The 22,920-nt window shown below is 72.4% G+C and carries 21 protein-coding genes; 9 read left to right on the forward strand and 12 right to left on the reverse strand.

The window, feature by feature from the left end; translation table 11 throughout:
- The first annotated feature begins 58 nt into the window (after positions 1-58).
- Entirely contained in the window at positions 59-2,698 is a 2,640-nt protein-coding gene (pepN, locus tag ACYVKZ_RS10495; protein ID WP_460992213.1) for an aminopeptidase N, read from the forward strand.
- A 105-nt stretch (positions 2,699-2,803) separates the two neighbouring features.
- Here pepN and ACYVKZ_RS10500 read toward each other — a convergent pair whose 3' ends face one another.
- From ACYVKZ_RS10500 to ACYVKZ_RS10520, 5 genes are all read right to left on the reverse strand, one after another.
- Entirely contained in the window at positions 2,804-3,862 is a 1,059-nt protein-coding gene (locus ACYVKZ_RS10500; protein WP_460992214.1) for a lipoate--protein ligase family protein, read from the reverse strand.
- 98 nt (positions 3,863-3,960) lie between these two features.
- Positions 3,961-4,218, reverse strand: a complete 258-nt coding sequence (locus tag ACYVKZ_RS10505) for a type B 50S ribosomal protein L31 (RefSeq protein WP_307113937.1) — start codon at positions 4,216-4,218, stop codon at positions 3,961-3,963.
- Positions 4,219-4,353: 135 nt separating this feature from the next.
- Positions 4,354-5,187, reverse strand: coding sequence for a TrmH family RNA methyltransferase (locus ACYVKZ_RS10510; protein ID WP_460992215.1), 834 nt, complete (start codon positions 5,185-5,187; stop codon positions 4,354-4,356).
- Positions 5,180-5,977 (reverse strand): sulfite exporter TauE/SafE family protein, encoded by a 798-nt coding sequence (locus tag ACYVKZ_RS10515; protein ID WP_460992216.1) that lies wholly within the window; start codon positions 5,975-5,977, stop codon positions 5,180-5,182. Before ACYVKZ_RS10515 ends, ACYVKZ_RS10510 begins: the two co-directional genes overlap by 8 nt.
- Positions 5,977-6,816 carry an ABC transporter ATP-binding protein gene (locus tag ACYVKZ_RS10520; RefSeq protein ID WP_460992217.1) on the reverse strand — a complete coding sequence of 280 codons (840 nt, stop codon included), beginning with the start codon at positions 6,814-6,816 and terminating at the stop codon, positions 5,977-5,979. The genes ACYVKZ_RS10515 and ACYVKZ_RS10520 overlap by 1 nt, the downstream gene beginning before the upstream one ends.
- Positions 6,817-6,905: 89 nt before the next feature.
- On the opposite strand from ACYVKZ_RS10520, the gene serB reads away from it, so the two are divergent.
- A complete protein-coding gene (gene serB / locus ACYVKZ_RS10525) occupies positions 6,906-7,787 on the forward strand; it encodes a phosphoserine phosphatase SerB (RefSeq protein ID WP_460992218.1) in 882 nt (293 codons plus the stop codon).
- Positions 7,788-7,921: 134 nt separating this feature from the next.
- Here serB and ACYVKZ_RS10530 read toward each other — a convergent pair whose 3' ends face one another.
- Together ACYVKZ_RS10530 and ACYVKZ_RS10535 are read right to left on the reverse strand one after the other, a co-directional pair.
- Positions 7,922-8,665 (reverse strand): SDR family oxidoreductase, encoded by a 744-nt coding sequence (locus ACYVKZ_RS10530; RefSeq protein ID WP_460992219.1) that lies wholly within the window; start codon positions 8,663-8,665, stop codon positions 7,922-7,924.
- A 155-nt stretch (positions 8,666-8,820) separates the two neighbouring features.
- The gene (locus ACYVKZ_RS10535; protein WP_460992220.1) at positions 8,821-9,546 is read right to left on the reverse strand and encodes a beta-ketoacyl-ACP reductase; all 726 of its coding nucleotides are present in this window, start codon (positions 9,544-9,546) and stop codon (positions 8,821-8,823) included.
- 115 nt (positions 9,547-9,661) lie between these two features.
- Here ACYVKZ_RS10535 and ACYVKZ_RS10540 point away from each other — a divergent pair, with 115 nt between their 5' ends.
- Genes ACYVKZ_RS10540 through ACYVKZ_RS10555 form a run of 4 tightly spaced genes read left to right on the forward strand, consistent with a single transcriptional unit; the run spans position 9,662 to position 11,794 of the window.
- A complete protein-coding gene (locus ACYVKZ_RS10540; protein WP_460992221.1) occupies positions 9,662-10,186 on the forward strand; it encodes a DUF3099 domain-containing protein in 525 nt (174 codons plus the stop codon).
- Positions 10,183-10,437: a hypothetical protein gene (locus tag ACYVKZ_RS10545; RefSeq protein ID WP_460992222.1), complete on the forward strand. Its 255-nt coding sequence runs from the start codon at positions 10,183-10,185 to the stop codon at positions 10,435-10,437. The genes ACYVKZ_RS10540 and ACYVKZ_RS10545 overlap by 4 nt, the downstream gene beginning before the upstream one ends.
- Positions 10,422-11,309: an SURF1 family cytochrome oxidase biogenesis protein gene (locus ACYVKZ_RS10550; RefSeq protein ID WP_460992223.1), complete on the forward strand. Its 888-nt coding sequence runs from the start codon at positions 10,422-10,424 to the stop codon at positions 11,307-11,309. The genes ACYVKZ_RS10545 and ACYVKZ_RS10550 overlap by 16 nt, the downstream gene beginning before the upstream one ends.
- Positions 11,309-11,794, forward strand: coding sequence for a YbaK/EbsC family protein (locus ACYVKZ_RS10555; protein WP_460992224.1), 486 nt, complete (start codon positions 11,309-11,311; stop codon positions 11,792-11,794). Before ACYVKZ_RS10550 ends, ACYVKZ_RS10555 begins: the two co-directional genes overlap by 1 nt.
- A gap of 6 nt (positions 11,795-11,800) precedes the next feature.
- Here the strand turns inward: ACYVKZ_RS10555 and ACYVKZ_RS10560 are convergent, their stop codons facing one another.
- The 5 genes from ACYVKZ_RS10560 to ACYVKZ_RS10580 form a co-directional block, all read right to left on the reverse strand.
- On the reverse strand, positions 11,801-13,402 hold the full coding sequence (locus tag ACYVKZ_RS10560) for an ABC-F family ATP-binding cassette domain-containing protein (protein ID WP_460992225.1): 1,602 nt from the start codon (positions 13,400-13,402) through the stop codon (positions 11,801-11,803).
- A gap of 43 nt (positions 13,403-13,445) precedes the next feature.
- Positions 13,446-14,384 carry an NrfD/PsrC family molybdoenzyme membrane anchor subunit gene (gene nrfD / locus ACYVKZ_RS10565; protein ID WP_460992226.1) on the reverse strand — a complete coding sequence of 313 codons (939 nt, stop codon included), beginning with the start codon at positions 14,382-14,384 and terminating at the stop codon, positions 13,446-13,448.
- Positions 14,381-15,199, reverse strand: coding sequence for a 4Fe-4S dicluster domain-containing protein (locus ACYVKZ_RS10570; protein ID WP_460992227.1), 819 nt, complete (start codon positions 15,197-15,199; stop codon positions 14,381-14,383). Before ACYVKZ_RS10570 ends, nrfD begins: the two co-directional genes overlap by 4 nt.
- On the reverse strand, positions 15,196-18,438 hold the full coding sequence (gene fdh / locus ACYVKZ_RS10575) for a formate dehydrogenase (RefSeq protein WP_460992228.1): 3,243 nt from the start codon (positions 18,436-18,438) through the stop codon (positions 15,196-15,198). The genes ACYVKZ_RS10570 and fdh overlap by 4 nt, the downstream gene beginning before the upstream one ends.
- A 108-nt stretch (positions 18,439-18,546) precedes the next feature.
- Positions 18,547-20,211: a RecQ family ATP-dependent DNA helicase gene (locus ACYVKZ_RS10580; protein ID WP_460992229.1), complete on the reverse strand. Its 1,665-nt coding sequence runs from the start codon at positions 20,209-20,211 to the stop codon at positions 18,547-18,549.
- A gap of 131 nt (positions 20,212-20,342) precedes the next feature.
- Here ACYVKZ_RS10580 and ACYVKZ_RS10585 point away from each other — a divergent pair, with 131 nt between their 5' ends.
- The 3 genes from ACYVKZ_RS10585 (at position 20,343) to ACYVKZ_RS10595 (ending at position 22,895) form a co-directional block, all read left to right on the forward strand.
- Positions 20,343-21,380 carry a zinc-binding dehydrogenase gene (locus ACYVKZ_RS10585; protein WP_460992230.1) on the forward strand — a complete coding sequence of 346 codons (1,038 nt, stop codon included), beginning with the start codon at positions 20,343-20,345 and terminating at the stop codon, positions 21,378-21,380.
- 121 nt (positions 21,381-21,501) lie between these two features.
- Positions 21,502-22,275: an energy-coupling factor ABC transporter ATP-binding protein gene (locus ACYVKZ_RS10590; RefSeq protein ID WP_460992231.1), complete on the forward strand. Its 774-nt coding sequence runs from the start codon at positions 21,502-21,504 to the stop codon at positions 22,273-22,275.
- Positions 22,275-22,895 carry an energy-coupling factor transporter transmembrane component T family protein gene (locus ACYVKZ_RS10595; protein WP_460992232.1) on the forward strand — a complete coding sequence of 207 codons (621 nt, stop codon included), beginning with the start codon at positions 22,275-22,277 and terminating at the stop codon, positions 22,893-22,895. Before ACYVKZ_RS10590 ends, ACYVKZ_RS10595 begins: the two co-directional genes overlap by 1 nt.
- Positions 22,896-22,920 lie beyond the last annotated feature (25 nt).

A 22,920-nucleotide genomic window follows, 5' to 3' on the forward strand; every position in this document is an offset into this window, starting at 1 on the left:
CTCCACTGCCCCGTCCGGGCGCGGTGGGCGCCGGCCGGGGCATGGTTGAATGGGCCGTGTGCCAACTCACAACCTGAGCCGCGACGAGGCCGCCGGGCGCGCTGGGCTGCTCGCCGTCGAGTCGTACCACGTCACCCTCGACCTCCGCGCTGCGGCCGATCCCGCCGCCACGGCCTTCCCGACGACGAGCGTCATCGAGTTCCGCGCCGTGGCCGGCGCAGAGACCTTCGCGGACTTCCTCGGGGAGTCCGTGGACCGCCTGGTCCTCAACGGACGCACCCTCGATCCGGCCTCCGCCTACGACGGCGCGCGGATCCTCCTCACGGGCCTGGCCGACCACAACCGGCTCGAGGTCGCCGGGCACGCGCGGTACTCGCGCAGCGGCGAGGGCCTCCACCGCTTCGTGGACCCGGCCGACGGCGAGACCTACCTGTACACCCAGTGCGAGCCCGCGGACGCCCGCCGGTACTTCGCCAACTTCGAGCAGCCCGACCTGAAGGCTGGCTTCGCGTTCACGGTGCTCGCGCCGTCGTCGTGGGTGGTCAGCGCGAACGGCGGGGCGACGGCGGAGGCCGTCCCGCTCGACGACCACCCCGCCGCGGCGCGCTGGGAGTTCGCCCCCACGCCTCCCATGCCCACCTACCTCGCGGCGGTGCTCGCCGGCCCGTACCACCGCGCGTCGGATGCCTGGACCGGGACGACGCGCGAGGGCGGGACCCTCACGGTGCCGCTCGCGGCCTACTGCCGGGCGTCCCTCGCCGAGCACTTCGATGCGGAACGGATCTTCGACCTCACCAGGCGCGGCCTCGATTTCTACCACTCGGTCTTCTCCCCCGCCTACCCCTGGGGCAAGTACGAGCAGGCGTTCGTGCCCGAGTACAACCTCGGCGCGATGGAGAACCCCGGGCTCGTGACCTTCACGGAGCAGTACGTGTTCGCCTCCCGCGCCGCCGACTCCCAGTACGAGGGCCGCGCCAACACGCTCCTGCACGAGATGGCGCACATGTGGTTCGGCGACCTCGTGACCATGCGCTGGTGGGACGACCTGTGGCTCAAGGAGTCGTTCGCCGAGTACATGGGCACCCTCGCCGTGGACCGGGCGACCGGCTTCAGGACGTCCTGGGTGAACTTCGCCAACCGGCGCAAGGCCTGGGCCTACCTCCAGGACCAGCTGCCCACGACCCATCCGATCGTCGCCGACATCACCGACCTCGAGGCCGCGGAGCAGAACTTCGACGGGATCACCTACGCCAAAGGCGCCTCCGTGCTCAAGCAGCTCGTGGCGTATGTGGGCGAGGACGCGTTCCTGGCCGCCGCCCGCGACTACTTCGCCCGGCACTCCTATGGCAACACGACGCTCGCCGACCTCCTCGGCGCGCTAGAGCGGTCCTCGGGGCGGCCCCTGCAGGACTGGGCCGCGGCGTGGCTCCAGACCGCCGGGCTGCCGGTGCTCGAGCCGCTCGTCGAGCACGCCTCGGAGGACGACGGCGGGCGGCTCGCCCGGGTGGCCATCCGGCAGCGTGCCACGGACCCGGTCACGGGAGCAGAGGCGCCGCGGCCCCACCGACTCAAGGTCGGCCTCTACTCGCGCACGGCCTCGGGGGCCATCGAGCGCTCGGCGAGCGTCGAGGTGGACCTGCCGGCCGACGCGTCCGGCGGCGTGACCGAGGTGCCGGAGCTCGCGGGGCGCCCGGTCCCCGATCTCCTCCTCGTCAACGACGAGGACCTGACGTACGCCAAGGTGCGCCTCGACCCGCGCTCGGAGGCGACCGTCCGGGACGCCCTCGGCGACATCGCGGACCCGCTCGCGCGGGCCCTCGCCTGGACGGCGCTGTGGCATGCCACGCGCGACGGCGAGACGCCCGCCGCGGACTACGTGCGCGCCGTCGAGCGCTTCGCGCGGGCCGAGACCACGGTCGGCGTGCAGCTGACGGTGCTCGACAACGCCCGGACCGCGATCGAGCGGTACACCCACCCGGAGGGCCGCGGCGCCCTGCGGGAGGACTACCTCGCGGTCGTCGCCCGCGCGCTGCGGGCCGCCGAGCCCGGCTCCGACCAGCAGCTCGCGTGGGCCCGGGCGCTCGCGGCGGGCAGCAGGCACGGCGGCGGGCAGCATGCGATGCTCCGGGCGCTCGTGGACGGCGCCGAGACACTCTCCGGCCTCGCCGTGGACCAGGACCTGCGCTGGTCCCTGTGGCAGGCCCTCGCCGCCCAGGGCCGCGCGACCGCCGCGGAGCTGGACGCGGAACTCGCCCGGGACCGCACCGCCAAGGGCAGCGTGGGGCACGCCCTCGCCATGGCGGCCCGGCCCGATCCCGCGGTCAAGGAGGATGCGTGGCGCGCCGCCGTCGACGGCCACGGACTCTCCAACGACCTCCTCGGCGCCACCGTCGCCGGCTTCATGCTCGGCCCGGAGGAGCTGCGGCAGCCGTTCCTGGACCGCTACTTCTCGATGCTCACACGGGTCTGGGAGGAGCGGTCGCAGGAGATCGCGACGCGCCTCGTCGACGGCCTCTACCCGGCGGGCTCGTCCCTCGCCCCGGGCCAGGACCCGCTGGAGCACCCGGTGCTCGGCCGCACGGACGCGTGGCTCGCCGAGCATGCCGAGGCGCCGGCGGCGCTGCGGCGCCTCGTCATCGAGGCCCGCGACCACCTGCACCGGGCGCTCGTGGCCCAGGCCCGCTCCCGGAAGGGCTGACCGCCCGGCAGGGCTGACCGCGTCGCAAGCCGGACCGCGGGGCGGACCTGCGCACGACGGCGACCACTCGCCGTCGTGCGCCCGCTCACCCCGGGCGCGGGCCGGCTACGGGACCCGGTGGAGCCACGCGCGGGTGGCGAACTTGCGCCCGGCGAGGGCGCGCGCGTCCGCGAGCGAGTCCTCGGACAGGGCGACGCGGCGGGCGCCGTAGCGGGCCTCGAAGGTGCCCATCATGGCCTCGAAGAGGTCCGCGCGGTCCATCCCCGTCTGCCGCTTGAGCGGGTCGACCCTCTTTTGCGCGCTCGCGATGCCCTTGTCGGAGATCTTCTCCCGCCCGATGCGCAGGACCTCGGTCATCTTCGCCGCGTCGATGTCGTAGCTCATGGTCACGTGGTGGAGCATCGCGCCGTTGCCGAGCCGCTTCTGCGCGGCGCCGCCGATCTTGCCTGCCTCCGTGGCGATGTCGTTGAGCGGCTTGTAGAACGCCGAGACGCCGACCTTGGCGAGGGCCTCCATGACCCAGGCGTCCAGGAACGGGTACGACTCCGCGAAGGAGAGCCCGTCCACGAGCGAGGTCGGCAGGTAGAGGGAGTAGGTGACGCAGTTGCCGGCCTCCATGAACATGGCGCCGCCGCCGGAGATGCGCCGCACCACAGTCACGCCGTGCTTCTCGACCCCCTCGGGGTCCACCTCGTTGCGGTAGGACTGGAAGGTCCCGATCACCACGGAGCGCTCGTCCCAGTCCCACAGGCGCAGCGTCGGACTGCGCCGGCCCTCTCCGACCTCGCGGGTCAGAACCTCGTCGAGGGCCACGTTCTCCGTGATCGTGAGCGTGCTCGGGGGGATGACCTCCCAGTCGTGGTCCGCCCACGTGGTCGCGTGGCCGAGGGCGCGGCGGACCGCGACCGCGACGGAGTCGGCGTCGAACCCGAACATCACGGCCGAGGGGCCCACGGCGTCCGCGATGGCCTGGCTGATGACTGTGTTCGGCGCGTGCGTGGAGAGGCCGACGAGGGCCTCGTTGATGTCCGCGAGGGCCTCGTCCGGCTCGAGGAAGAAGTCGCCGTTGATGCTCGCCCCGGTGATGACGCCGTCGTCGGCCGCGAGGTCCGCGACCACGAGCTTGCCGCCCGGAACCTTGAATTCACCGTGATAGTCCGCCACGGATCCAGCCTAGACCCGTTCCGGAGACGCCGAAGGCGCCGTCCCGGGGGACGGCGCCTTCAGCGTGGCAGCGGCCTGCGACTGGTGGACCAGTCGGGTCAGGCCTTCTTGCCGAAGTTCTTGAAGCGAGCGTTGAAGCGCTCGACGCGGCCGGCCGAGTCCATGATGCGCTGCTTGCCCGTGTAGAACGGGTGCGACTCGGAGGAGACCTCGACGTCGATGACGGGGTAGGTGTTGCCGTCCTCCCACTCGGTGGTCTTGTCGGAGGAGACCGTGGAGCGCGTGAGGAACTTCTTGCCGGAGGCGAGGTCGTTGAAGACGACGTACTCGTACGACGGGTGGATATCAGACTTCACAATAGGCCCTTTGCTTGCGCCCCTGGATTTTGCCAGAGGCCAGGTGTGAACGCCCTCCCGGTCGGAGGGCCAGCAGTCAATGGTACCAGCTCAGCGCCCGACGCAGCTCCCAGTCAGCGCGGGCGCAGCTCCCAGTCAGCGCGGGCGCAGCTCCCAGAACGCCACGGCGCTCGCGGCCGCGACGTTGAGCGAGTCCACGCCGGGCCGCATGGGGATCTTCACGGCGAGGTCGGCGGCCTCGAGCGTCTCGGGGGCGATGCCGGCGCCCTCGGTCCCGAGCACGAGCGCGAGCCGGTCGATCCGACGCGCGGCGAGCTCGTCGACGTCGACCGCGTCCTCGGCGAGCTCGAGGGCGGCGACGGTGAAGCCGAGGCGCCTGAGCTCCTCGACGCCGCCGGGCCAGGAGTCCAGGCGGCCCCACGGCACCTGGAAGACGGTGCCCATGCTCACCCGGATGCTGCGGCGGTACAGGGGGTCGCCGCAGCGGGGGCTGACGAGGACGGCGTCGATGCCGAGAGCGGCGGCCGAGCGGAAGATCGCGCCAACGTTGGTGTGGTCCACGATGTCCTCGAGCACGGCGACGCGACGGGCCCCGGCCAGGAGCTCGGCGACCGGCACCGGGGCCGGCCGGTGCATCGCTGCCATCGCGCCGCGGTGCAGGTGGAAGCCGGTGATCTCCTCGAGCAGCTCCGGCGGCCCCACGAACGCCGGCACGTCCGGGTGCGCCGCGAGCACGTCCGCGAGCCCGTCGAGCCACTTCTCGGCGAGGAAGAACGAGCGCGGCCGGTGCCCGGCGGCCAGGGCCCTCCGGAGCACGCGCGAGGACTCGGCGATGTAGAGCCCCTCTGCCGGCTCGCGCAGGAGGCGCAGGCGCACGTCGGTCAGGTCGGTGTAGTCCGCGATGCGCGGATCATCCGCCGAGTCGAGGCGGACGACCTGCCGCCCCTCCCCCCCCGGCGTCTCAGCCATTGACGAGCTTGGCGAGCAGGTTCACGAGCGCGACGATGCCGAGGATCACGATCACCGTCCGCAGCACCATCGGCTTCAGGCGCCGGCCGATGCCCGCGCCGAGGAACCCGCCGAGGGTGGAGCCGACCGCGATGAGCAGGACCACGATCCAGTTGATGCGGTCGAACGCGAAGAGGAGGTAGGCCACGGCGGCGACGAGGTTCACCACGAGGCTCAGGACGACCTTGATCGCGTTGGACTGCTGGAGCGTGCCGTGGAAGAAGATCCCGAGCACGCCCATGAGGAGCACGCCCTGCGCGGCCGTGAAGTACCCGCCGTACACGCCGATGAGGAACACCAGCAGGTAGAGGATGAACGGGACCTTCTGCAGGTCCGCCTGCTCGGGCGTGATGTGCTCGAGGGCCTGGCGCGCCTTGGCCCAGGCCGAGAGGCGGGGCTGGAAGATGACGAGCAGGATCGCGACGACGATCAGCACCGGGGCGACGAACCCGAACACGCTCTCCGGCAGGTGCAGGAGCAGGAACGCGCCGAGCAGGCCGCCCACGAGGGAGACCGGCACGAGCTTCAGGAGGGTGCGCTTGGCGCTCACGGCCTCGCGGCGGTACCCGTAGGCGCCGGAGAAGCCCCCGGCCACCAGGCCCATCGCGTTCGAGATGATCGAGTTGACGGGACTGTAGCCGAGGGCCACGAGGACGGGGAACGTCACGAGCGAGCCGGAGCCGACGATCGTGTTGATCGTGCCGGCCCACAGGCCCGCGAGGAAGATGAGGACGTCGCCCCAGAACCCCATCACGCGCCCGGGGCGGCAGCTGCGCCGGCGGAGGCCAGGCCCTCCGTGGCCGCGCCGTCCTTGGCCGTCGCGGTGTAGCGGCCGTCCTTGGCGCGCACGTCGAGCGGCAGGCCGAAGGTCGCGCTGAGGTTCTCCTCGGTGAGGGTCTCGGCGATGGGTCCGGCGGCCACGACCGTGCCCTCGCGCAGCAGGAGCGCGTGGGTGAAGCCGGGCGGCACCTCCTCGAGGTGGTGCGTGACGAGGACGACGACGGGTGCGGCGTCGTCCTGCGCGAGGTCCGAGAGCTTGTACACGAGCTCCTCGCGGCCGCCCAGGTCGAGGCCGGCCCCGGGCTCGTCGAGCAGCAGCAGCTCAGGGTCCGTCATGAGGGCACGGGCGATCTGCACGCGCTTGCGCTCGCCCTCGGAGAGCGAGGCGAAGACCCGTCCGAGGAGCGGACCCATGCCCCACTCGTTCAGGAGACGGAAGGCGCGGCGCTCGTCGTCCTTCTCGTAGCGCTCGAGCCACCGGCCGGTGACGCCGTACGCGGCGGTCACGACGACGTTGAGGACCTTCTCGCCCTCGGGGATCTGGTTGGCCAGGGCTGCGGAGGACAGGCCGATGCGCGGGCGGAGCTCGAAGACGTCGACCTTGCCCATCGTCTCGTCGAGGATGTCGACGCGGCCGCTGCTCGGGTGCAGCCGGGCCGCGGCCAGCGAGAGGAGTGTGGTCTTGCCGGCGCCGTTCGGGCCCAGGACCACCCAGCGCTCCCCCTCGTTCACCTGCCAGTCGATGCCGTCCAGCAGCTTCTTCGTCCCGCGGACGACGCTGACCCCAGACAGCTGGAGAACATTGCTCATGACCTCTGACACTAGTCCAGATACTTCGCCGTCGGCGAACCAACCCGGCCCGGCGCCGGCCGCGGGGGCGCTCGGTAGAATCAGGGCTTATGCCAGCACACTTCGCCGCAGTCCTCCATGCCGTCACGCTGACCGACGACGACGCGGCCTCGGCCGCCCGCGTCCTCGAAGGTGCGGGGGCCGCCGTCGGACCCTTCGAGCGCCCCGCCGAAGCGGACGGCCGCTACGCCGTGCTCACCGCGGACGTGAAGGTCGACGCCGGCCAGGCGGCGGCCGCGCGTGCCGCACTCGCGGGCCTGGGGTTCGCCGCGGCGCTCGTGCCGGCCGGGCTGCGGAAGGCCGAGCGGAAACTGCTCATCATGGACGTCGACTCGACGCTCATCCAGCAGGAGGTCATCGAGCTCCTCGCCGACTACGCGGGCAAGCGCGAGGAGGTCACAGCGGTCACCGAGGCCGCCATGCGCGGCGAGCTCGACTTCGCGCAGAGCCTGCACGCGCGCGTCGCGACCCTCGCGGGCCTCCCGGTGGATGTCATCGCGAAGGTGCGGGACGCCGTCGTGCTCTCGCTCGGTGCCGAGGAGCTGATCGGAGCGTTCCACGCGGCCGGCCACCTCGTGTGCGTGGTCTCGGGCGGCTTCGAGCAGATCCTCACCCCGCTCGCCGAGCGCCTGGGGCTGGACCACTGGCGTGCGAACGAGCTCGAGGTGGCCCACGGGAAGCTCACGGGCCGGGTGCTCGGCGAGGTGGTGGACCGGGCGGTCAAGGAGCGGATGCTGCGCGAGTGGGCCGGCCAGCACGGCATCCCGCTCGAGCACTGCATCGCCGTGGGCGACGGGGCGAATGACCTCGACATGCTCGCCGCGGCCGGCCTAGGGGTGGCGTTCAACGCCAAGCCGAAGGTCCGTGCGGAGGCCGACGCCGCCGTCGACCTTCCTTACCTCGACGTAGTGCGCCACCTCGCGCGAGTCTGACCCCACAACACAGCGCCAGAGACCCCACAACACAGCGCCAGAGACCCCACAACACAGCGCCAGAGACCCCACAACCTCGGGGAGGGGTTGTGGGGTCTCTGGCAGCTGCTTGCGGGGTCAGGCCCGGTGCGGGGTCAGGCCTGGAAGTGCTCGGCCCCGCCCACGTACTCGGTGTGGCCCGTCGGCACGTCAGCGGTGACCATCTTCGCGACCTCGGCCCCGAACTCCTCGACGGAGTACAGCTTTCCCGCGGCCTCGCGACGGGACGCGATCGCCCCCGGCGCGGCGCGCTCGAGCAGCGTGGCCGTGATGGTGCCCTCGATCATGTCGCCCGAGACGACCACGAACGTGATCCCCTTCTCCTCGAGCCACGGGACGAGCTCGCGCAGGGCGGTCTCGCCGGCCCGCTTGGACCGGGCCACGGGCTCGTAGGCGTCCATCGTCTGGACGCTGTCGATGAAGTGGGCCTGGTGGCTCGTCACGAACACGACGCGCGAGCCGGGCTTCATGCGCTCGGCGGCGGCCTTGAGCATCGAGACCTGGGCATCGCGGTTGAGCCGGAGCGCGTAGTCCTCGCCGAGGCCTGACTCCATGCCGCCCGAGGCGTTGAGCACCAGGATGTCGAGGGAGCCGAACGCGTCCACGGCCGCCTGGGCGAGGGCGTCGACGTCCGCCTCGTTCGTGAGGTCGCCGCCGACCGCGATCGCGCGGCCGCCCGCGGCCTCGATCTCGGCCACCACCTTGTTGGCGCGCGGCGCCTTCTGCCGGTAGTTGATGACGACGGCCGCGCCCTCGCCGGCGAGGACCTTGGCCGTCGCGGCCCCGATCCCCCGCGACGACCCCGTGACGATCGCCGTCTTGCTGTCCAGGACTCCCATGCGTGCTCCCCTTCGTCTGCGCCGGCCACTTTGTGTGACCCCGCCAAGTTTTCGGTGACTGCGCACCATCATGCCAGCCCAGAAGCGGACGGGCCGTTGTCGGATTCCTCCAACAACAGCCCGTGGCCCGCGCGCCGCGTGCAGCGAGGTGCAGCTCAGTGGCCCATGCCGAGGCCGCCGTCCACGGGGATGACCGCCCCCGAGATGTACCCCGCCTCGTCGCTCGCGATCCAGCGGACCACCTTGGCGACCTCGTCGGCGTCCGCGAACCGGCCTGCGGGCACGCGCGACAGGTAGTCCTTCTGGGTCTCCGCCGGCAGCTCCGAGGTCATGTCCGTCTTGATGAAGCCCGGCGCCACGACGTTCGCCGTGATGCCGCGCGAGCCGAGCTCGCGGGTCAGCGACCGTGCGAGGCCCACGAGGCCGGCCTTCGAGGCGGAGTAGTTGATCTGCCCGGGGGCCCCGTACAGCCCGGAGACCGAGGAGATGAGGATGACGCGGCCGTGGCGCAGGCGGATCATGCCCTTCGAGGCCCGCTTGACGACGCGGAAGGCGCCCGTGAGGTTCGTGTCGAGGACCGAGGTGAAGTCCTCCTCGCTCATGCGCAGCAGGAGCGTGTCCTTGGTGATGCCCGCGTTGGCCACGAGGACCTCGACCGGGCCGTGGGCCTCCTCGACGGCCTTGAAGGCGGCGTCGATGCTGGCCTCGTCGGTCACGTCCGCCTGGACCCCGAGGATGCCCTCAGGCAGCTCGGCGGCGGTCCGGTAGGTCACGGCGACCTTGTCGCCGTTCGCGAGGAACGCCTTGGCGATCGCGAGGCCGATGCCCCGATTGCCTCCGGTGACGAGGACGCTGCGGGGGGACGGTGCTTCCGGGCTCACTGGCGCTCCTAGGGAAGATGGGGGGACGCCGCTGGTCGGCGCCGGTTCAGGGTGCATCCTAGCCAAATTGGCCCGTACACGCGGTGGTGGGAGAATGGGCCTGCTTGGGAGTGTGATGACGAGAGAACGAGACGGCCGCGCGGCCAGCGACAGCGACGGCGAGTACGCCGTGGACGGTGCCGACGGCGCCCCTGAGGTCCACAGCATTACCTCGGCCGCGCCCGGACACAGCGTTGACATGCACCAGCGCATGGTCCGCTATGCGGTGGCCATGGGCATCCGCGTGGTCTGCATCGTGGCCCTGTTCTTCCTCGACGGCTGGTTCAAGCTCATCGCCATCGCCGGCGCGGTGTTCCTTCCGTGGGTCGCCGTGGTGATCGCCAACGCCCAGACCAAGGGCGAGGACTACGACACCGAGCTTATGGACCACATCGCCTACGGCGAGATCGATGCGGGCCGGCCCGCGGACGGCGGCGCCGGCGGCCCGACGCCGCACGGCGAGACGATCGTCGGGGAGATGGTCGACGACGAGCCGGGCGACGACGGGCGACCCGACCACGGGCCGGCCGACGACAGGCGCGACGCGCCCGCCCCGCCACCCCGGAACGGCTCCGAGCCCCCGGAGGCCGGCGCCGCATGAGCCTCTTCAGCCTCCTGCCTGGCGACCCCGAGCTCCCCCAGACCCCGGTCTGCTCCCGCAAGGGATGCCGGGCGCCCGCGCAGTGGCGCCTGCAGTGGAACAACCCCAAGATCCACACGCCCGAGCGCCGCAAGACGTGGCTGGCGTGCGCCGAGCACCGCGACTGGCTCGAGGACTACCTGCGCACGCGCCTGCTCTGGCGCGAGACCCTGCCGCTGACGGAAGCACCCTCCTCATGTACCGATTCCTGATCTCCCGGCGGTGGCTCACCTACCTCGGGCTCGCCATCGTCTTCGCGATCGCCTGCGTGCTGCTGAGCCGCTGGCAGATGGCCCGGCTCGACGAGGCCAAGGCGAACGTGGACCTCGTGACCCGGAACTACGACGCGCCGCCGGTCCCGTTCGCCCAGGCCGCCCCCGAGTTCGCTTCCCTGCCCTCCGGCAGCGAGTGGAAGCAGGTCGCGCTGCACGGGTCGTACGACACCGCCCGGACCCGTGTGGTGCGGAACCGGCCCAATTCGGGCCAGCCCGGCTACGAGGTCGTCGTCCCGTTCAGGGTCGACTCCGGCCAGACGGTGATCGTGGACCGCGGCTGGCTGCCGATCGGCAACAAGGAAGCCGGGCGGCCGGACTCCGTCCCGGCACCCCCCTCAGGCGAGGCGACCGTCGTCGTGCGGCTGCGCCCGAGCGAGCCGGCCCTGGACCGCGGCGCGCCGGACGGCCAGCTCGCCTCGATCGACCTGCCCGCGTACGCCCAGCAGCTGCCCTACCCCGTCCTCACGGGCGCCTACGGCATGCTCGCGAGCGAGAATCCCGCCCCGTCGCAGCCGGCCCCGGCCTCGCTGCCCAAGCCGGCGCCGGACGAGGGCATGCACCTCTCCTACGCGCTCCAGTGGCTCGCCTTCGCGGTGCTCATGTTCATCGGCTTCGGCTATGCGGCGCGCCAGCAGGCCCGCAACGACGCCATCGACGCCGCGGCGGAGGCCGCAGAGGCGCCCGATGCGTCCCCGGCCGAGGTCGCCGAGGCGGCGGCGCGGGCCGCACGCTTCGCGCCGCGCCGGAAGCGCAGGCCCACCGCCGAGGACGAGGAGGACGCCATCCTCGACGCGCAGGGCTTCCACTGATGCCGCACCACGCGGCCGGCGACCACGACGCCGTGGGGCGCGTCCGTGCCGCCCTCGTCGCCGCGGGGCTGGCGGACACCGTGCGGACGTTCGACGACGAGGTCCCCACCGCCGCGGCGGCGGCCGGAGTGCTCGGGTGCGACGTGGGCGCGATCGCCAACAGCCTCGTGTTCGAGCTCGACGGCGGACCGCTGCTCATCCTCGCGAGCGGCGCCGCGCGCGTCGACACGAAGCTCGTCGCCGAGCGGATCGGCTCGGCGGAGATCCGGCGCGCCTCGCCGGACTTCGTGCTCGCGCACACCGGCCAGCGCGTGGGCGGCGTGGCACCCGTGGGCCACCCAGCGCCGCTGCGCACACTGCTCGACACGCACCTTGCCGCGTATCCGGTTCTGTGGGCGGGCGCCGGGGACCACCGGTCGATGCTGTCGATCTCCTATGAGGACCTCGCCCGGGTCACCGGCGCGCGGGCCCTCGAGGTGCGGTAGGCGCCGTCAGGCCAGCGTGATGAGGTCCAGGTAGTCCGCGCTCCACAGGTCCTCGACGCCGTCGGGCAGGAGGACCACGCGCTCCGGGTTGAGCGCCTCGACCGCGCCCTCGTCGTGGCTGACCATGACCACGGCCCCCTTGTAGGTCTTGAGGGCGCCGAGGATCTCGCGGCGGCTCGCCGGGTCGAGGTTGTTGGTCGGCTCGTCCAGGAGCAGCACGTTAGCGCTCGAGGCGACGATCGTGGCCAGGGCGAGGCGGGTCTTCTCGCCGCCGGAGAGGACCCCCGCGGGCTTGTCGACGTCGTCGCCGGTGAAGAGGAACGAACCGAGGATCCCGCGGACGTCGGCATCGCCGAGGTGGTCCGGCGCCGCGCTGCGCATGTTCTCCAGGACCGTGCGGTCATGGTCGAGCGTCTCGTGCTCCTGGGCGTAGTACCCGACCTTGAGTCCGTGGCCCGGGACCACCTCGCCGGTGTCCGGGGTGTCGACGCCGGCCAGCATGCGCAGGAGCGTGGTCTTGCCCGCGCCGTTGAGGCCGAGGATCACGACGCGGGAGCCGCGGTCCACGGCGAGGTCGACGTCGGTGAAGATCTCCAGCGAGCCGTAGGACTTGGACAGCCCTTCCGCGGTCAGCGGAGTCTTGCCGCACGGTGCGGGCTCCGGGAAGCGCAGCGCGGCCACGCGGTCGGCTACCCGCTCGTCCGCGACCCCGGCCAGCAGGCGCTCGGCCCGCTTGGCCATGTTCTGGGCGGCAACGGCCTTGGTGGCCTTCGCGCGCATCTTGTTGGCCTGGTCGAGGAGCACCTGGGCCTTCTTCTCCGCGTTGGCGCGCTCGCGCCTGCGGGCGCGCTCGTCGGTCTCGCGCTGGGCGAGGTAGCGCTTCCAGCCCATGTTGTAGATGTCGATCACGGCGCGGTTCGCGTCGAGGTGGAACACCTTGTTCACGGTCGCCTCGAGCAGGTCGACGTCGTGGGAGATCACGATGAGGCCGCCCTGGTGCGCCTTGAGGAAGTCCCGCAGCCAGCCGATCGAGTCGGCGTCCAGGTGGTTCGTGGGCTCGTCGAGGAGGAGCGTGTCCGCGCCCGAGTAGAGGATGCGGGCCAGCTCGACGCGCCGGCGCTGGCCGCCCGAGAGCGTCCTGAGCGGCTGGTTCAGGATCCGGTCCGGGAGGGCGAGGTTCGCCGAGATGGCGGCCGCCTCGGCCTCCGCCGCGTAGCCTCCGCCTGCCAGGAACTCGGCCTCGAGCCTGTCGTACCGGGCCATCGCCTTGCGCTGGACCTCCGCGTCGTCGCTCGCCATGTCCGCCTGCGCGGTGCGCAGCTTGCGCACGACGACGTCGAGCCCGCGCGCCGAGAGGATGCGGTCGCGCGCGAGCTGCTCCATGTCCGGGGTCCGGGGGTCCTGCGGGAGGTAGCCGATCTCGCCGGCCCGGGTCACGGTCCCTGCCGCGGGCAGGCCCTCCCCCGCGAGCACGCGGGTGAGCGTCGTCTTGCCCGCCCCGTTGCGACCCACGAGCCCGATCTTGTCCCCCTTGTCGATCCGGAAGCTCACCTCGTCCATGAGGAGGCGTGCGCCGGCGCGCAGTTCGAGGTTGGAGACAGTGATCACTTCGGCAGGGGCCTTTCGGGGGGAGGCGGCCCGGACGTGGGCCTCATCCCATGGTATCGGCCCCGGCGGGGTCCTCCTGACGCGCCGCAAGCCGCTCCCGCTGGGGCACGACCACGTACTTCGGATCGAGGGTGGAGGCACGGCCGGCCTCGAAGATGCCGAAGCGGAGCAGCGCCGATCCCGCGGCCACGGCGAGGCCGCTCAGCGCGCTCACGGCGCGCGACGACCGGCCGCCGAGGGCAAGGCCGACGGCTCCGCCCACCGTGAAGGCCTTCGACAGCCGCAGCAGGGTGCCCGCGCGGCCCTCGTGGAAGGTCTCGGCGGAGAGCTTCCCGCTGCGTTCCATCGCGAGGCTCACCGCGGTCTCCACGGCCGCGCCGCCGATCGCCATCCGCCGGGCCGGGCCCGCCTCGGCCAGGGGCGCGAGGGCCGCCCCGAGGCCTCCCGCCGAGGCCGCCGCGGACCCTGCGAACACGAACGGCATCACGGCGTGGGCGTCATGCCACGTGGGCACCGCCGTGTCGGAGACGAGCACGGCGGTGTAGGTGGCGACGGCCGAGCCGGTCAGGGCCGCGCCGAGGCCGGCGGCCTTGCCCGCGCGCGGGAAGATCCCGAGGACGCTGGCGGCCGCGCTCGCCCCCGCGAGCGGCCCATAGGCGGAGAGGATCCAGGAGCCGACGCTCATGGGCGAGGTGGGCTTGGCGACCCGGAGCATGTTGACGAAGCGTTCCGGACGCCCCAGGTCGTGCACGAGGGCGACGACGGAGGCCGAGATCGCGGTGAGGGCGGTGAGCTTCGCGGCACGCTCGAGGCGGGGCCGGTCCGTGTGCTGGGCGCCCGCGGCCAGGACGGAGGACGCTCCCGCGAGGCCGCCGGCGAAGATGTAGCCGGCGATGTCCAGTGCCTCCCAGGTCGGTTCCTTGAGGATGGGGCGCCCGTAGTACGAGGTGAACTCCTCGGTGCGCCGGCGGCGCGGGCTCACTTGCGGCCTCCCCAGAACACGAGGGCGGCACCGGCCAGGAGGCCGGCGGCTGCGCCGGCGGCCCGCTTCCACATGGCCGGCAGGTCCCGCGTGGTCACGATCGGGTCGGGCGGGAGCCCGTAGGTCTCGGGCTCATCGAGCAGGAGGAAGAACGCGCCGTCGCCGCCCACGCCGTCCTCGGGGTCGCGTCCATAGAGCTGGGCGTTCTCCTCGCCGCGTTCGTGCAGCTCGGCGAGGCGGGCGTCCGCGCGTTCGCGCAGCTCGTCGAGCTCGCCGTACTGGATGGACTTGGTCGGGCACGCCTTGGCGCAGGCGGGCTCCTCCCCGGCCTCGAGACGGTCGTAGCACATGGTGCACTTGAAGACGCGGCCGTCGTCCTTGCGCTGGTCGATCACCCCGTAGGGGCATGCGGACACGCAGTACCCGCAGCCGTTGCACACGTCCTGCTGGACGACGACGGTGCCGTGCTCGGTGCGGAAGAGCGCCCCGGTGGGGCAGACGTCGAGGCACGCCGCGTGGGTGCAGTGCTTGCACACGTCGGAGGACATGAGCCACTTGACCCCATCGTGGCCGCCCGGGTCAGTCGCCGGGACCTGCTTCTCGATGAAGGCCACGTGGCGCCACGTGTCGGCACCGAGCGCCGAGGTGTTGTCGAACGACTCGCCCGTCAGCGTGAGGGTGGAGTCGGCCGGGACCTGGTTCCACTCCTTGCAGGCCACCTCGCAGGCCTTGCAGCCGATGCACAGGCTCGTGTCGGTGAAGAAGCCCTTGCGCGGGACGCCGACGGTGGGCATCCCCAGCGATGTGACGCTCATTTCCTGATTCCCTCCAGTCCGGTGCGCTCATCGATCCCCGCGCGTCGCTGATACTCCTCGACCAGGGCCAGCAGGTCCTTCCCGCGCGGCCTGCGGCCGGGCCGGATGTCCACCGTGAGGGCCTTGACCTCCTGGATGTGGACGTTGGGGTCCATGGCAATCGAGGAGAGCTCGTTCATCGAGTCGCCCTTGCTCAGCCCGTTCGGGCCCCAGTGGTACGGCATGCCGATCTGGTGGGCGGTCCGGCCGCCGACGGTGAGGGGCCTCATGCGGTCGGTGACGAGGACGCGGGCCTCGATGGCCCCCCGCGCCGAGACCAGCGTGGCCCAGCCCTTGTGGGTGAGCCCGCGCTCGGCAGCGAGCGCCGGCGAGACCTCGCAGAAGCTCTCCGGCTGCAGTTCGGCGAGGTAGGGCAGCCAACGGGTCATGGCGCCGGCGGTGAAGTGCTCCGTGAGCCGGTAGGTGGTCAGCACGTAGGGGTAGACGTCGGCCCCGGGCTCGCGGCCGCTGGGGTGGTACCGGTTGCCTTCGCGCAGAAGGAGCTTCCTCAGCGGGTTCCGGCCCTGCCCGTAGAGCTCATTCTCGAACGGTGACTCCTGCGGCTCGTAGTGCGTGGGGATCGGGCCGTCCGACAGCCCCGCCGGGGCGTACAGCCAGCCTCTGCCGTCTGCCTGCATGATGAACGGGTCCGTCCCGGAGAGGGCATCCGGCCCCCGGGCGCCTTCCGGCGGCCTGTAGCTCGGTGGCTTGGTGGGCTCGAAGTCGGGCACGTCGCCGCCGGTCCACTTGCCGGCGCCCTCGTCCCACCAGATGAGCTTCTTCCGCTCGCTCCACGGCCGCCCCTCGGGGTCGGCGGAGGCCCTGTTGTAGAGCTCGCGGCGGTTGGCGGGCCACGCCCAGCCCCATTCGAGGCCCGCGAGGGTCTGCTCCTGGTGGGGCTTGCGCCGAGCTGCCTGGTTGACGCCGTCGGCCCTGACGCCGCAGTAGATCCAGCATCCGCACGTCGTCGAGCCGTCGTCCTTGAGCTCCGTGTAGGCCGAGAGCGGCGAGCCGTCGGGGCCTGCCCCGTTGATCTCGGCGAGCACGCCCTCGGCGTCGGGCTCGTCGAGGGCGCCGCCGTGCGGATAGTCCCAGGTCAGGTCCAGGACCGGGCGGTCTGCCTCATCGTGCGACCCACCGAGGAGCGCCCGCACCCGATTGCCGAGGTGCCAGACGAACCAGAGGTCGCTCCGGCGGTCAGCCTCCGGCTCGACGGCCTGGTCCCGCCACTGGAGGAGGCGGTTGGTGTTGGTGAAGCTGCCGGCCTTCTCGGTGTGCGCGGCCGCCGGGAAGAAGAAGACCTCGGTGGCGATGTCCTCGGTCTTCAGCTCGCCGGTGGCGATCTCGGGGCCGTCCTTCCACCACGTCGCGCTCTCGATCTGGGAGAAGTCGCGGACCACGAGCCAGTCGAGGTTGGCCATGCCCATGCGCTGCAGGTGGGTGTTCGCGGAGCCCACGGCGGGGTTCTCGCCGAAGAGGAAGTAGCCCTTGCAGGTCCCCTCGAGCTGCGCCTCGACCGTGTCGTAGGTGCTGTGGCTTCCCGTGATCCGGGGCAGGTAGTCGAAGCAGTAGTCGTTCTCCGCCGTGGCCGCATCCCCCCACCAGGCCTTCAGCAGGCTGACCATGTAGGCGCGGGAGTTGCCCCAGAAGCCAGCCTGGGGCGAGTCCGCCTCGATGTAGGAGTCGAGGTCGAGGTGGTGCTCCGCGTGCGGGCTGGGGAGGTAGCCGGGAAGGAGGTCGTAGAGGGTCGGGATATCGCTCGAGCCCTGGATGCTGGCATGGCCCCGCAGCGCCATGATCCCGCCCCCGGGACGGCCGATGTTCCCCAGGAGCAGCTGCAGCACCGAGGCGGTGCGGATGTACTGCGTTCCGGTGGTGTGCTGGGTCCACCCCACCGCGTAGGCGAAGGCCGTGGTGCGTTCCCGGCCCGAGTTGGCCGTGATCGTCTCCGCGACCTCGCGGAACAGGTCCTGCGGGACGCCGCACACCCGCTCCACCATCTGGGGGGTGTAGCGGGAGTAGTGCCGCCTGATGATCTGGAACACGCACCGCGGGTCCTGCAGCGTCTCGTCCCGCTGCCATTCGCCCTGGACAGACGCGCCGCCGGAACCGTGCGACTGGGCGTGGGACGACCCGCCGACGGTGCTGCCGCCCTGGAAGTCGGAATCCCGCTCGCCGGACGACGGCGCGGCGTAGCCGCCCCGGTACTGCCACGAGTCGGTGTTGTAGGCGCGGTTCTCGGGGTCGAAGCCCGAGAAGAGCCCGTCGAGGTCCTCTGTGTCCTGGAAGTCCTCCGAGATGAGGGTGGCCGCGTTGGTGTACGCCACGACGTAGTCGTGGAAGTAGGCATCGTGCTCGAGCACCCAGTTGATCAGGCCGCCGAGGAAGGCGATGTCGCTGCCGGCCCGGAGGGGCACGAACGTGTCCGCCATGGCGCTCGTGCGGGAGAACCGGGGGTCGACGTGGATGATCTTCGCCCCGCGCTCCTTGGCCTCCATGACCCATTGGAAGCCGACCGGGTGCGCCTCGGCGAAGTTGGAGCCCTGGATGATGATGCAGTCGGCGTTCGAGAGGTCCTGCAGGTAGGTGGTCGAGCCGCCGCGGCCGAAGCTCGTCCCGAGGGCTGCCACCGTCGAGCTGTGGCAGACCCGGGCCTGGTTCTCGACCTGGACGATGCCCAAGGCCGTGAACAGCTTCTTGATGAGGTAGTTCTCCTCGTTGTCGAGCGTGGCGCCGCCGAGGCTCGCAATGCCGAGGGTGCGCCGGGTCCGCCGATCCCGGGCCTCCCACTCCCACGTGTCCCGCCGCGTGTCGACGACGCGCTGGGCGACCATGTCCATCGCGGTGTCGAGGTCGAGCCGTTCCCAGTCCCGGCCGTGCGGGCGGCGGTAGAGCACGTACTTCTCGCGGGAGTCGCCCGTGGTCAGCTGGAGCGAGGCGGACCCCTTGGGGCACAGTCTGCCGCGGCTGATGGGCGAATCGGGATGGCCCTCGATCTGGACGACCTTCTCGTCCTTGACGTAGACCTTCTGGGCGCACCCGACGGCACAGAAAGGGCAGACCGAGTCGACAACCCGGTCTGCCGTCTCGGTCCGCGCCCTGAGGTTCTCGGTGGCCCGCGACTTGGCCGCATGATGGCGGCCTGTCACGTCGTGTTCCAAGAACTGGCGCAGTACGGGCCACTCGAGCGGACGTGCCATGGGGAACCCCTCCCGGTCTCAATGCCGCCGCCGCGTGACCTGCGCCACGCAGCGCACGGGAGCCATAGTAGCCCCGCCCCCTCCATGCCCCGCCAGAGCCCGAGTCAATCAGGCATCTGGGATGCGGATGCGGACCAGCAGCTCCTCGTCTGCGTCGATGGCCGAGAGCGCGAGCTCCTTGTATCCGACGGAGTCGAACAGCACCGTGATCCTGTCCGGCTCGACGCCCATCACCAGGCCTTCGCCCCAGTCCCGGTGCCGGACCGGGTCCTGCATCGCCCAGCCCTCCGGGGCATCGGCCGCGCGCTCGCGGGCCTGCTGCAGGCTTCCGTCCTCCTCGCAGCGGTCGCAGTTGCCGCACCAGGACGGGGCGTCCTCGCCGAAGTAGTTGAGGAGCCACTGGCGGCGGCAGCCGTCGGTCTCCGCATAGCCTCGCGCCATCTCGATGCGGGAGGCGTCGACGCGCTGGCGGGACTCCTCCTCGGCGAGCGCCCGCTCGACCGCGCTCGGCGAGTCCACGCCGTCGGACGCGCGGTAGCCGGCCCGGCCCGCCTGGACGCAGCCGCTGCGCACGAGCAGGTTCAGGATGCGCGACTGCGCGCGCGGCGACAGCCCGGTGAGCTCCCCGAGGGCGCCCGCCCGGACCGGGCCGTGGGCGCGGACGGCCTCGAACACGCCCGCGACCTGCTCCCGGGGGGCGCGGCCGCCCACGAAGAACCGCCGGAGCCCGAGGTCTTCGGGCCGGTAGTGGAGGACCGCGAGGGCCGGGCCGCCGTCCCGGCCGGCCCTGCCGATCTCCTGGTAGTAGCTGTCCAAGGAGTCGGGGACGTCGGCGTGGACCACGTAGCGGACGTCCGGCTTGTCGATCCCCATGCCGAACGCGGTCGTGGCGACGACGACGTCGAGCCGCTCCCCGGCGCCGCCGTCGAGGAACCGTTCGTGGACTGCGGCGCGGTCTGCCGCAGCACGGCCGGAGTGGTAGGCGGCCGCAGCGATGCCCCGGTCGGCGAGCGCCGCCGCGATCTCCTCGGTCTCCCTCCGCGTGGCGACGTACACGAGGCCGGGTCCCTCGAGCGAGGCGGCCTGGTCGAGCACGGCGGCCCTCTTGTCGTCCTCGCTCGTGTGCCGCTGGACCCGGAGCCCGATCTCGGGCCGATCGAAGCTCTGGAGGAGGACCAGCGGGTCCGCCAGCCCGAGCCTGTCGACGATCTCGGCGCGCGTGTGGGGTGACGCGGTGGCTGTCAGGGCCACCGCCGGCGGGCTGCCCAGCCGGCGCCGCACCTCCCCCAGCACCAGATAGTCGGGGCGGAAGTCGTGTCCCCAGGCCGAGATGCAGTGGGCCTCGTCCACGACGAACAGCTTCGGCTCCAGGTCCGCCAGGCGCGCCACCGTCTCCTCGCGTGCGAGCTGCTCCGGCGCCAGGAAGACGAACCGGGCCCTGCCGTCTGCGAGGCGCTCCCAGGCCTCCCGCTCGGCGCGCGCCCGCACGGTCGAGTTGAGCACGACGGCGGCTCCGTCACCGAGGGCGGCCCCGAGGGCCCGGGCCTGCTCGGCCTGCAGCGCGACGAGGGGGCTGACCACCACGGTCACGCCCGGCCGGGCCGCTCCCGGGACCTGGTAGATCGCCGACTTCCCGTGCCCCGTGGGCATGACTGCCAGGACATCGCGGCCCTCGGCCGCGGCCCGGACCGCCTCGAACTGGCCCTCCCGCCACATGTCGATCCCAAAGGCCTCGCGGGCGATGCGCCGCAGCGCGCCGGTGATGTCCTCCATCCGCTCGCCCTACCCCAGGGGCGGCCCGGGGAAACGCCGGGCCGCGGCGTGAGACGATGCCGCTGGAACGGACGCGGCCGCCCCGGAGCCGCCCGCCACTGCAGATCAGGCCAGACCCGTCTAGGAGGACCATGCTCGCCATCGTCATGGAGGAGATCGCCGGACCGCTCGCTGTACGCGAGGTCGGCGAGCCCGAGGTGCCGGAGGGCGGCGTCGTCGTCTCGGTGGCCGCCACCGGGCTGTGCCGCAGCGACTGGCATGCCTGGGCCGGGCACGACGACATTGCGCTCCCCCACGTTCCCGGACACGAGTTCGCCGGGGTCGTCGCCCGGGTGGGCGCCGGCGTCACGAAGTGGCGCGTCGGCGACCGCGTCACGGCCCCCTTCGTCGAGGGCTGCGGGACGTGCACCTGGTGCCTGTCGGGGAATGCGCAGGTCTGCCCCGACCAGGAGCAGCCGGGCTTCACGCACTGGGGGTCCTTCGCCGAGCAGGTCGCCATCCACGCCGCCGACACCAATCTCGTCGCAATCCCCGAGGGCGTGGACTTCGAGGCGGCGGCGAGCCTCGGGTGCCGGTTCGCGACGGCCTTCCGGGCGCTCACCCGCCGGGCCCGCTGTGCGGCCGGCGAGTGGGTCACCGTGGTCGGGGCGGGCGGCGTGGGACTGAGTGCGGTCATGATCGCGAAGGCCCTCGGTGCCAGGGTCATCGCCGTCGACCGCAACGCGGGAGCGCTCGCCGCGGCCGCAGCGCTCGGCGCCGACCATGTCCTCGTGGCAGACGGCTCCGATGTCCCGGCCCGCGTGCACGCCCTCACGGGCGGGGGAAGCCAGGTCTCGATCGACGCGGTCGGCAGCGAGCAGACCTGCGCCGACGCCATCCTGAGCCTGGCCCGCCGCGGCCGGCACGTGCAGATCGGCCTCCTGCCCCCGGTGGACGGCCACCCCCGCGTCCCCATGGCGCGGGTGATCGCCTGGGAGCTGGACGTCTTCGGCAGCCACGGCATGGCCGCCGCCGACTACCCCGGCATGCTCGGGCTCATCGGCTCGGGTGCGCTGCGCCCCCAGGACCTCATCGAGCGGGTGGTCGGGCTCGAGGAGGCCGCCGCCCTGCTGCCCCGCTTCGATTCGGCGCAGGTTGCAGGCATCACGATGATCCGCCCCGGCCGTTAGGGGGCTTTGTAGCCACCCGCCAACACCGCGCCCGCGCGGATGGTGGGGCGCCGACAAAACGGGCCGGGGTCCCGCTCCGTAGCCTTCTGACAGGGCCCCATTCCCGCCGCCAGGAGGAACCTTGAGCCATCAGACGACCCAGCACGGACAGCGCAGCGGGATCGAGCTGGCCGACGTCAGCGTGGTCGTGCCCGTCGACGATCCCCTGCCCGGGTGCCCCGCCCACAAGGTGCTCCTCGACGGCATCGACCTCGCGCTCACCGAGGCGCGCATCGCCGTCATCGGCGCGAACGGCTCCGGCAAGTCCACGCTCCTGCGCCTGCTCAACGGGCTCGTCGCCCCCAGCACCGGGGCCGTGGCGGTGCACGGCCTCGACACGGTCCACGACGTCCGTGCCGTGCGCCAGCGCGTCGGGTTCGTGTTCACGGACCCGCTCTCGCAGCTCGTCATGCCCACCGGACGGGAGGACGTCGAGCTCTCGCTGCGGCGCCGGCATCGCGGGCGGCCCGAGCGCGCGGGGGCCGCGCAGGCGGTCCTGGACCGCTTCGGCCTCGGCCCGCTCGCCGACCAGAGCGTGCACGAGCTCTCGGGCGGCGAGCGCCAGCTGATGGCACTCGCCGCGGTGCTCGCGGTCGGTCCCGAGGTGCTCGTGCTCGACGAGCCCTCGACGCTGCTCGACCTGCGCAACCGCGAACTGCTGCGGCGCACGCTGGCCTCGCTCGGCGAGCAGGTCATCCTCTCCACCCACGACCTCGAGCTCGCGGCTGACGCCGACCGCGTGCTCGTGGTCGAGGACGGGCGGATCGCCTTCGACGGTGCACCGGGACCCGCCATCGGCTTCTACCGGCAGCTGTGCCTGCACGCGCCGGCCGGATCCGAGCGCGGAGGCGCCTGATGCGCCGCCCCGCCCCCGGGCTCCTCGCCGGCTACATCCACGGCGATTCCTGGCTCCACCGCACCCCGCTGGCGGCCAAGTTCGCCGGCGCGGTCGCAGCCGGCGCTGCCAGCTTCGTGCTCCTGGACTGGCGCGCCTCGTGCGCCGCGCTGGCGGCCGTGGTCCTCGCGTGGCTGTCGGCGGGCCTGGGCGTCCGCCGGCTCGCGGCCTCCTGGCGGCTCGTGCTTCCCCTCGCCGCCGTCCTGTTCGCCTTCCAGTGGTGGCAGCAGGGCCCCGCCGCGGCCGGGCGGATCGTGGCCAATCTCCTCCTGTGCTTCGTGGCGGCCGGACTGCTTACCGCGACCGTCCCGCTCCAGGACCTGCTCGACGCCGTCGCCTCCCTGGCACGGCCGTTCCGGCGCCTGGGCGCCGACCCCGAGAGATTCGCCCTCGCGATCGCGATCATGGTGCGCAGCATCCCCGTCCTGGCCGGATCGTTCGCAGAGGTGGGGGACGCCGCCCGCGCCCGCGGGCTCGAGCGCAGCGTGCGGGCCCGGACCGTGCCCGTAGTGCTCGCTGCCGTGGCCTACGCCCGGCGCACCGGCGATGCCCTCGCCGCCCGGGGACTCGGCGACGACTGAGCGCCGCCGGGACGGGCGCCGAGGA

This window comes from Sinomonas soli, from assembly GCF_054782415.1.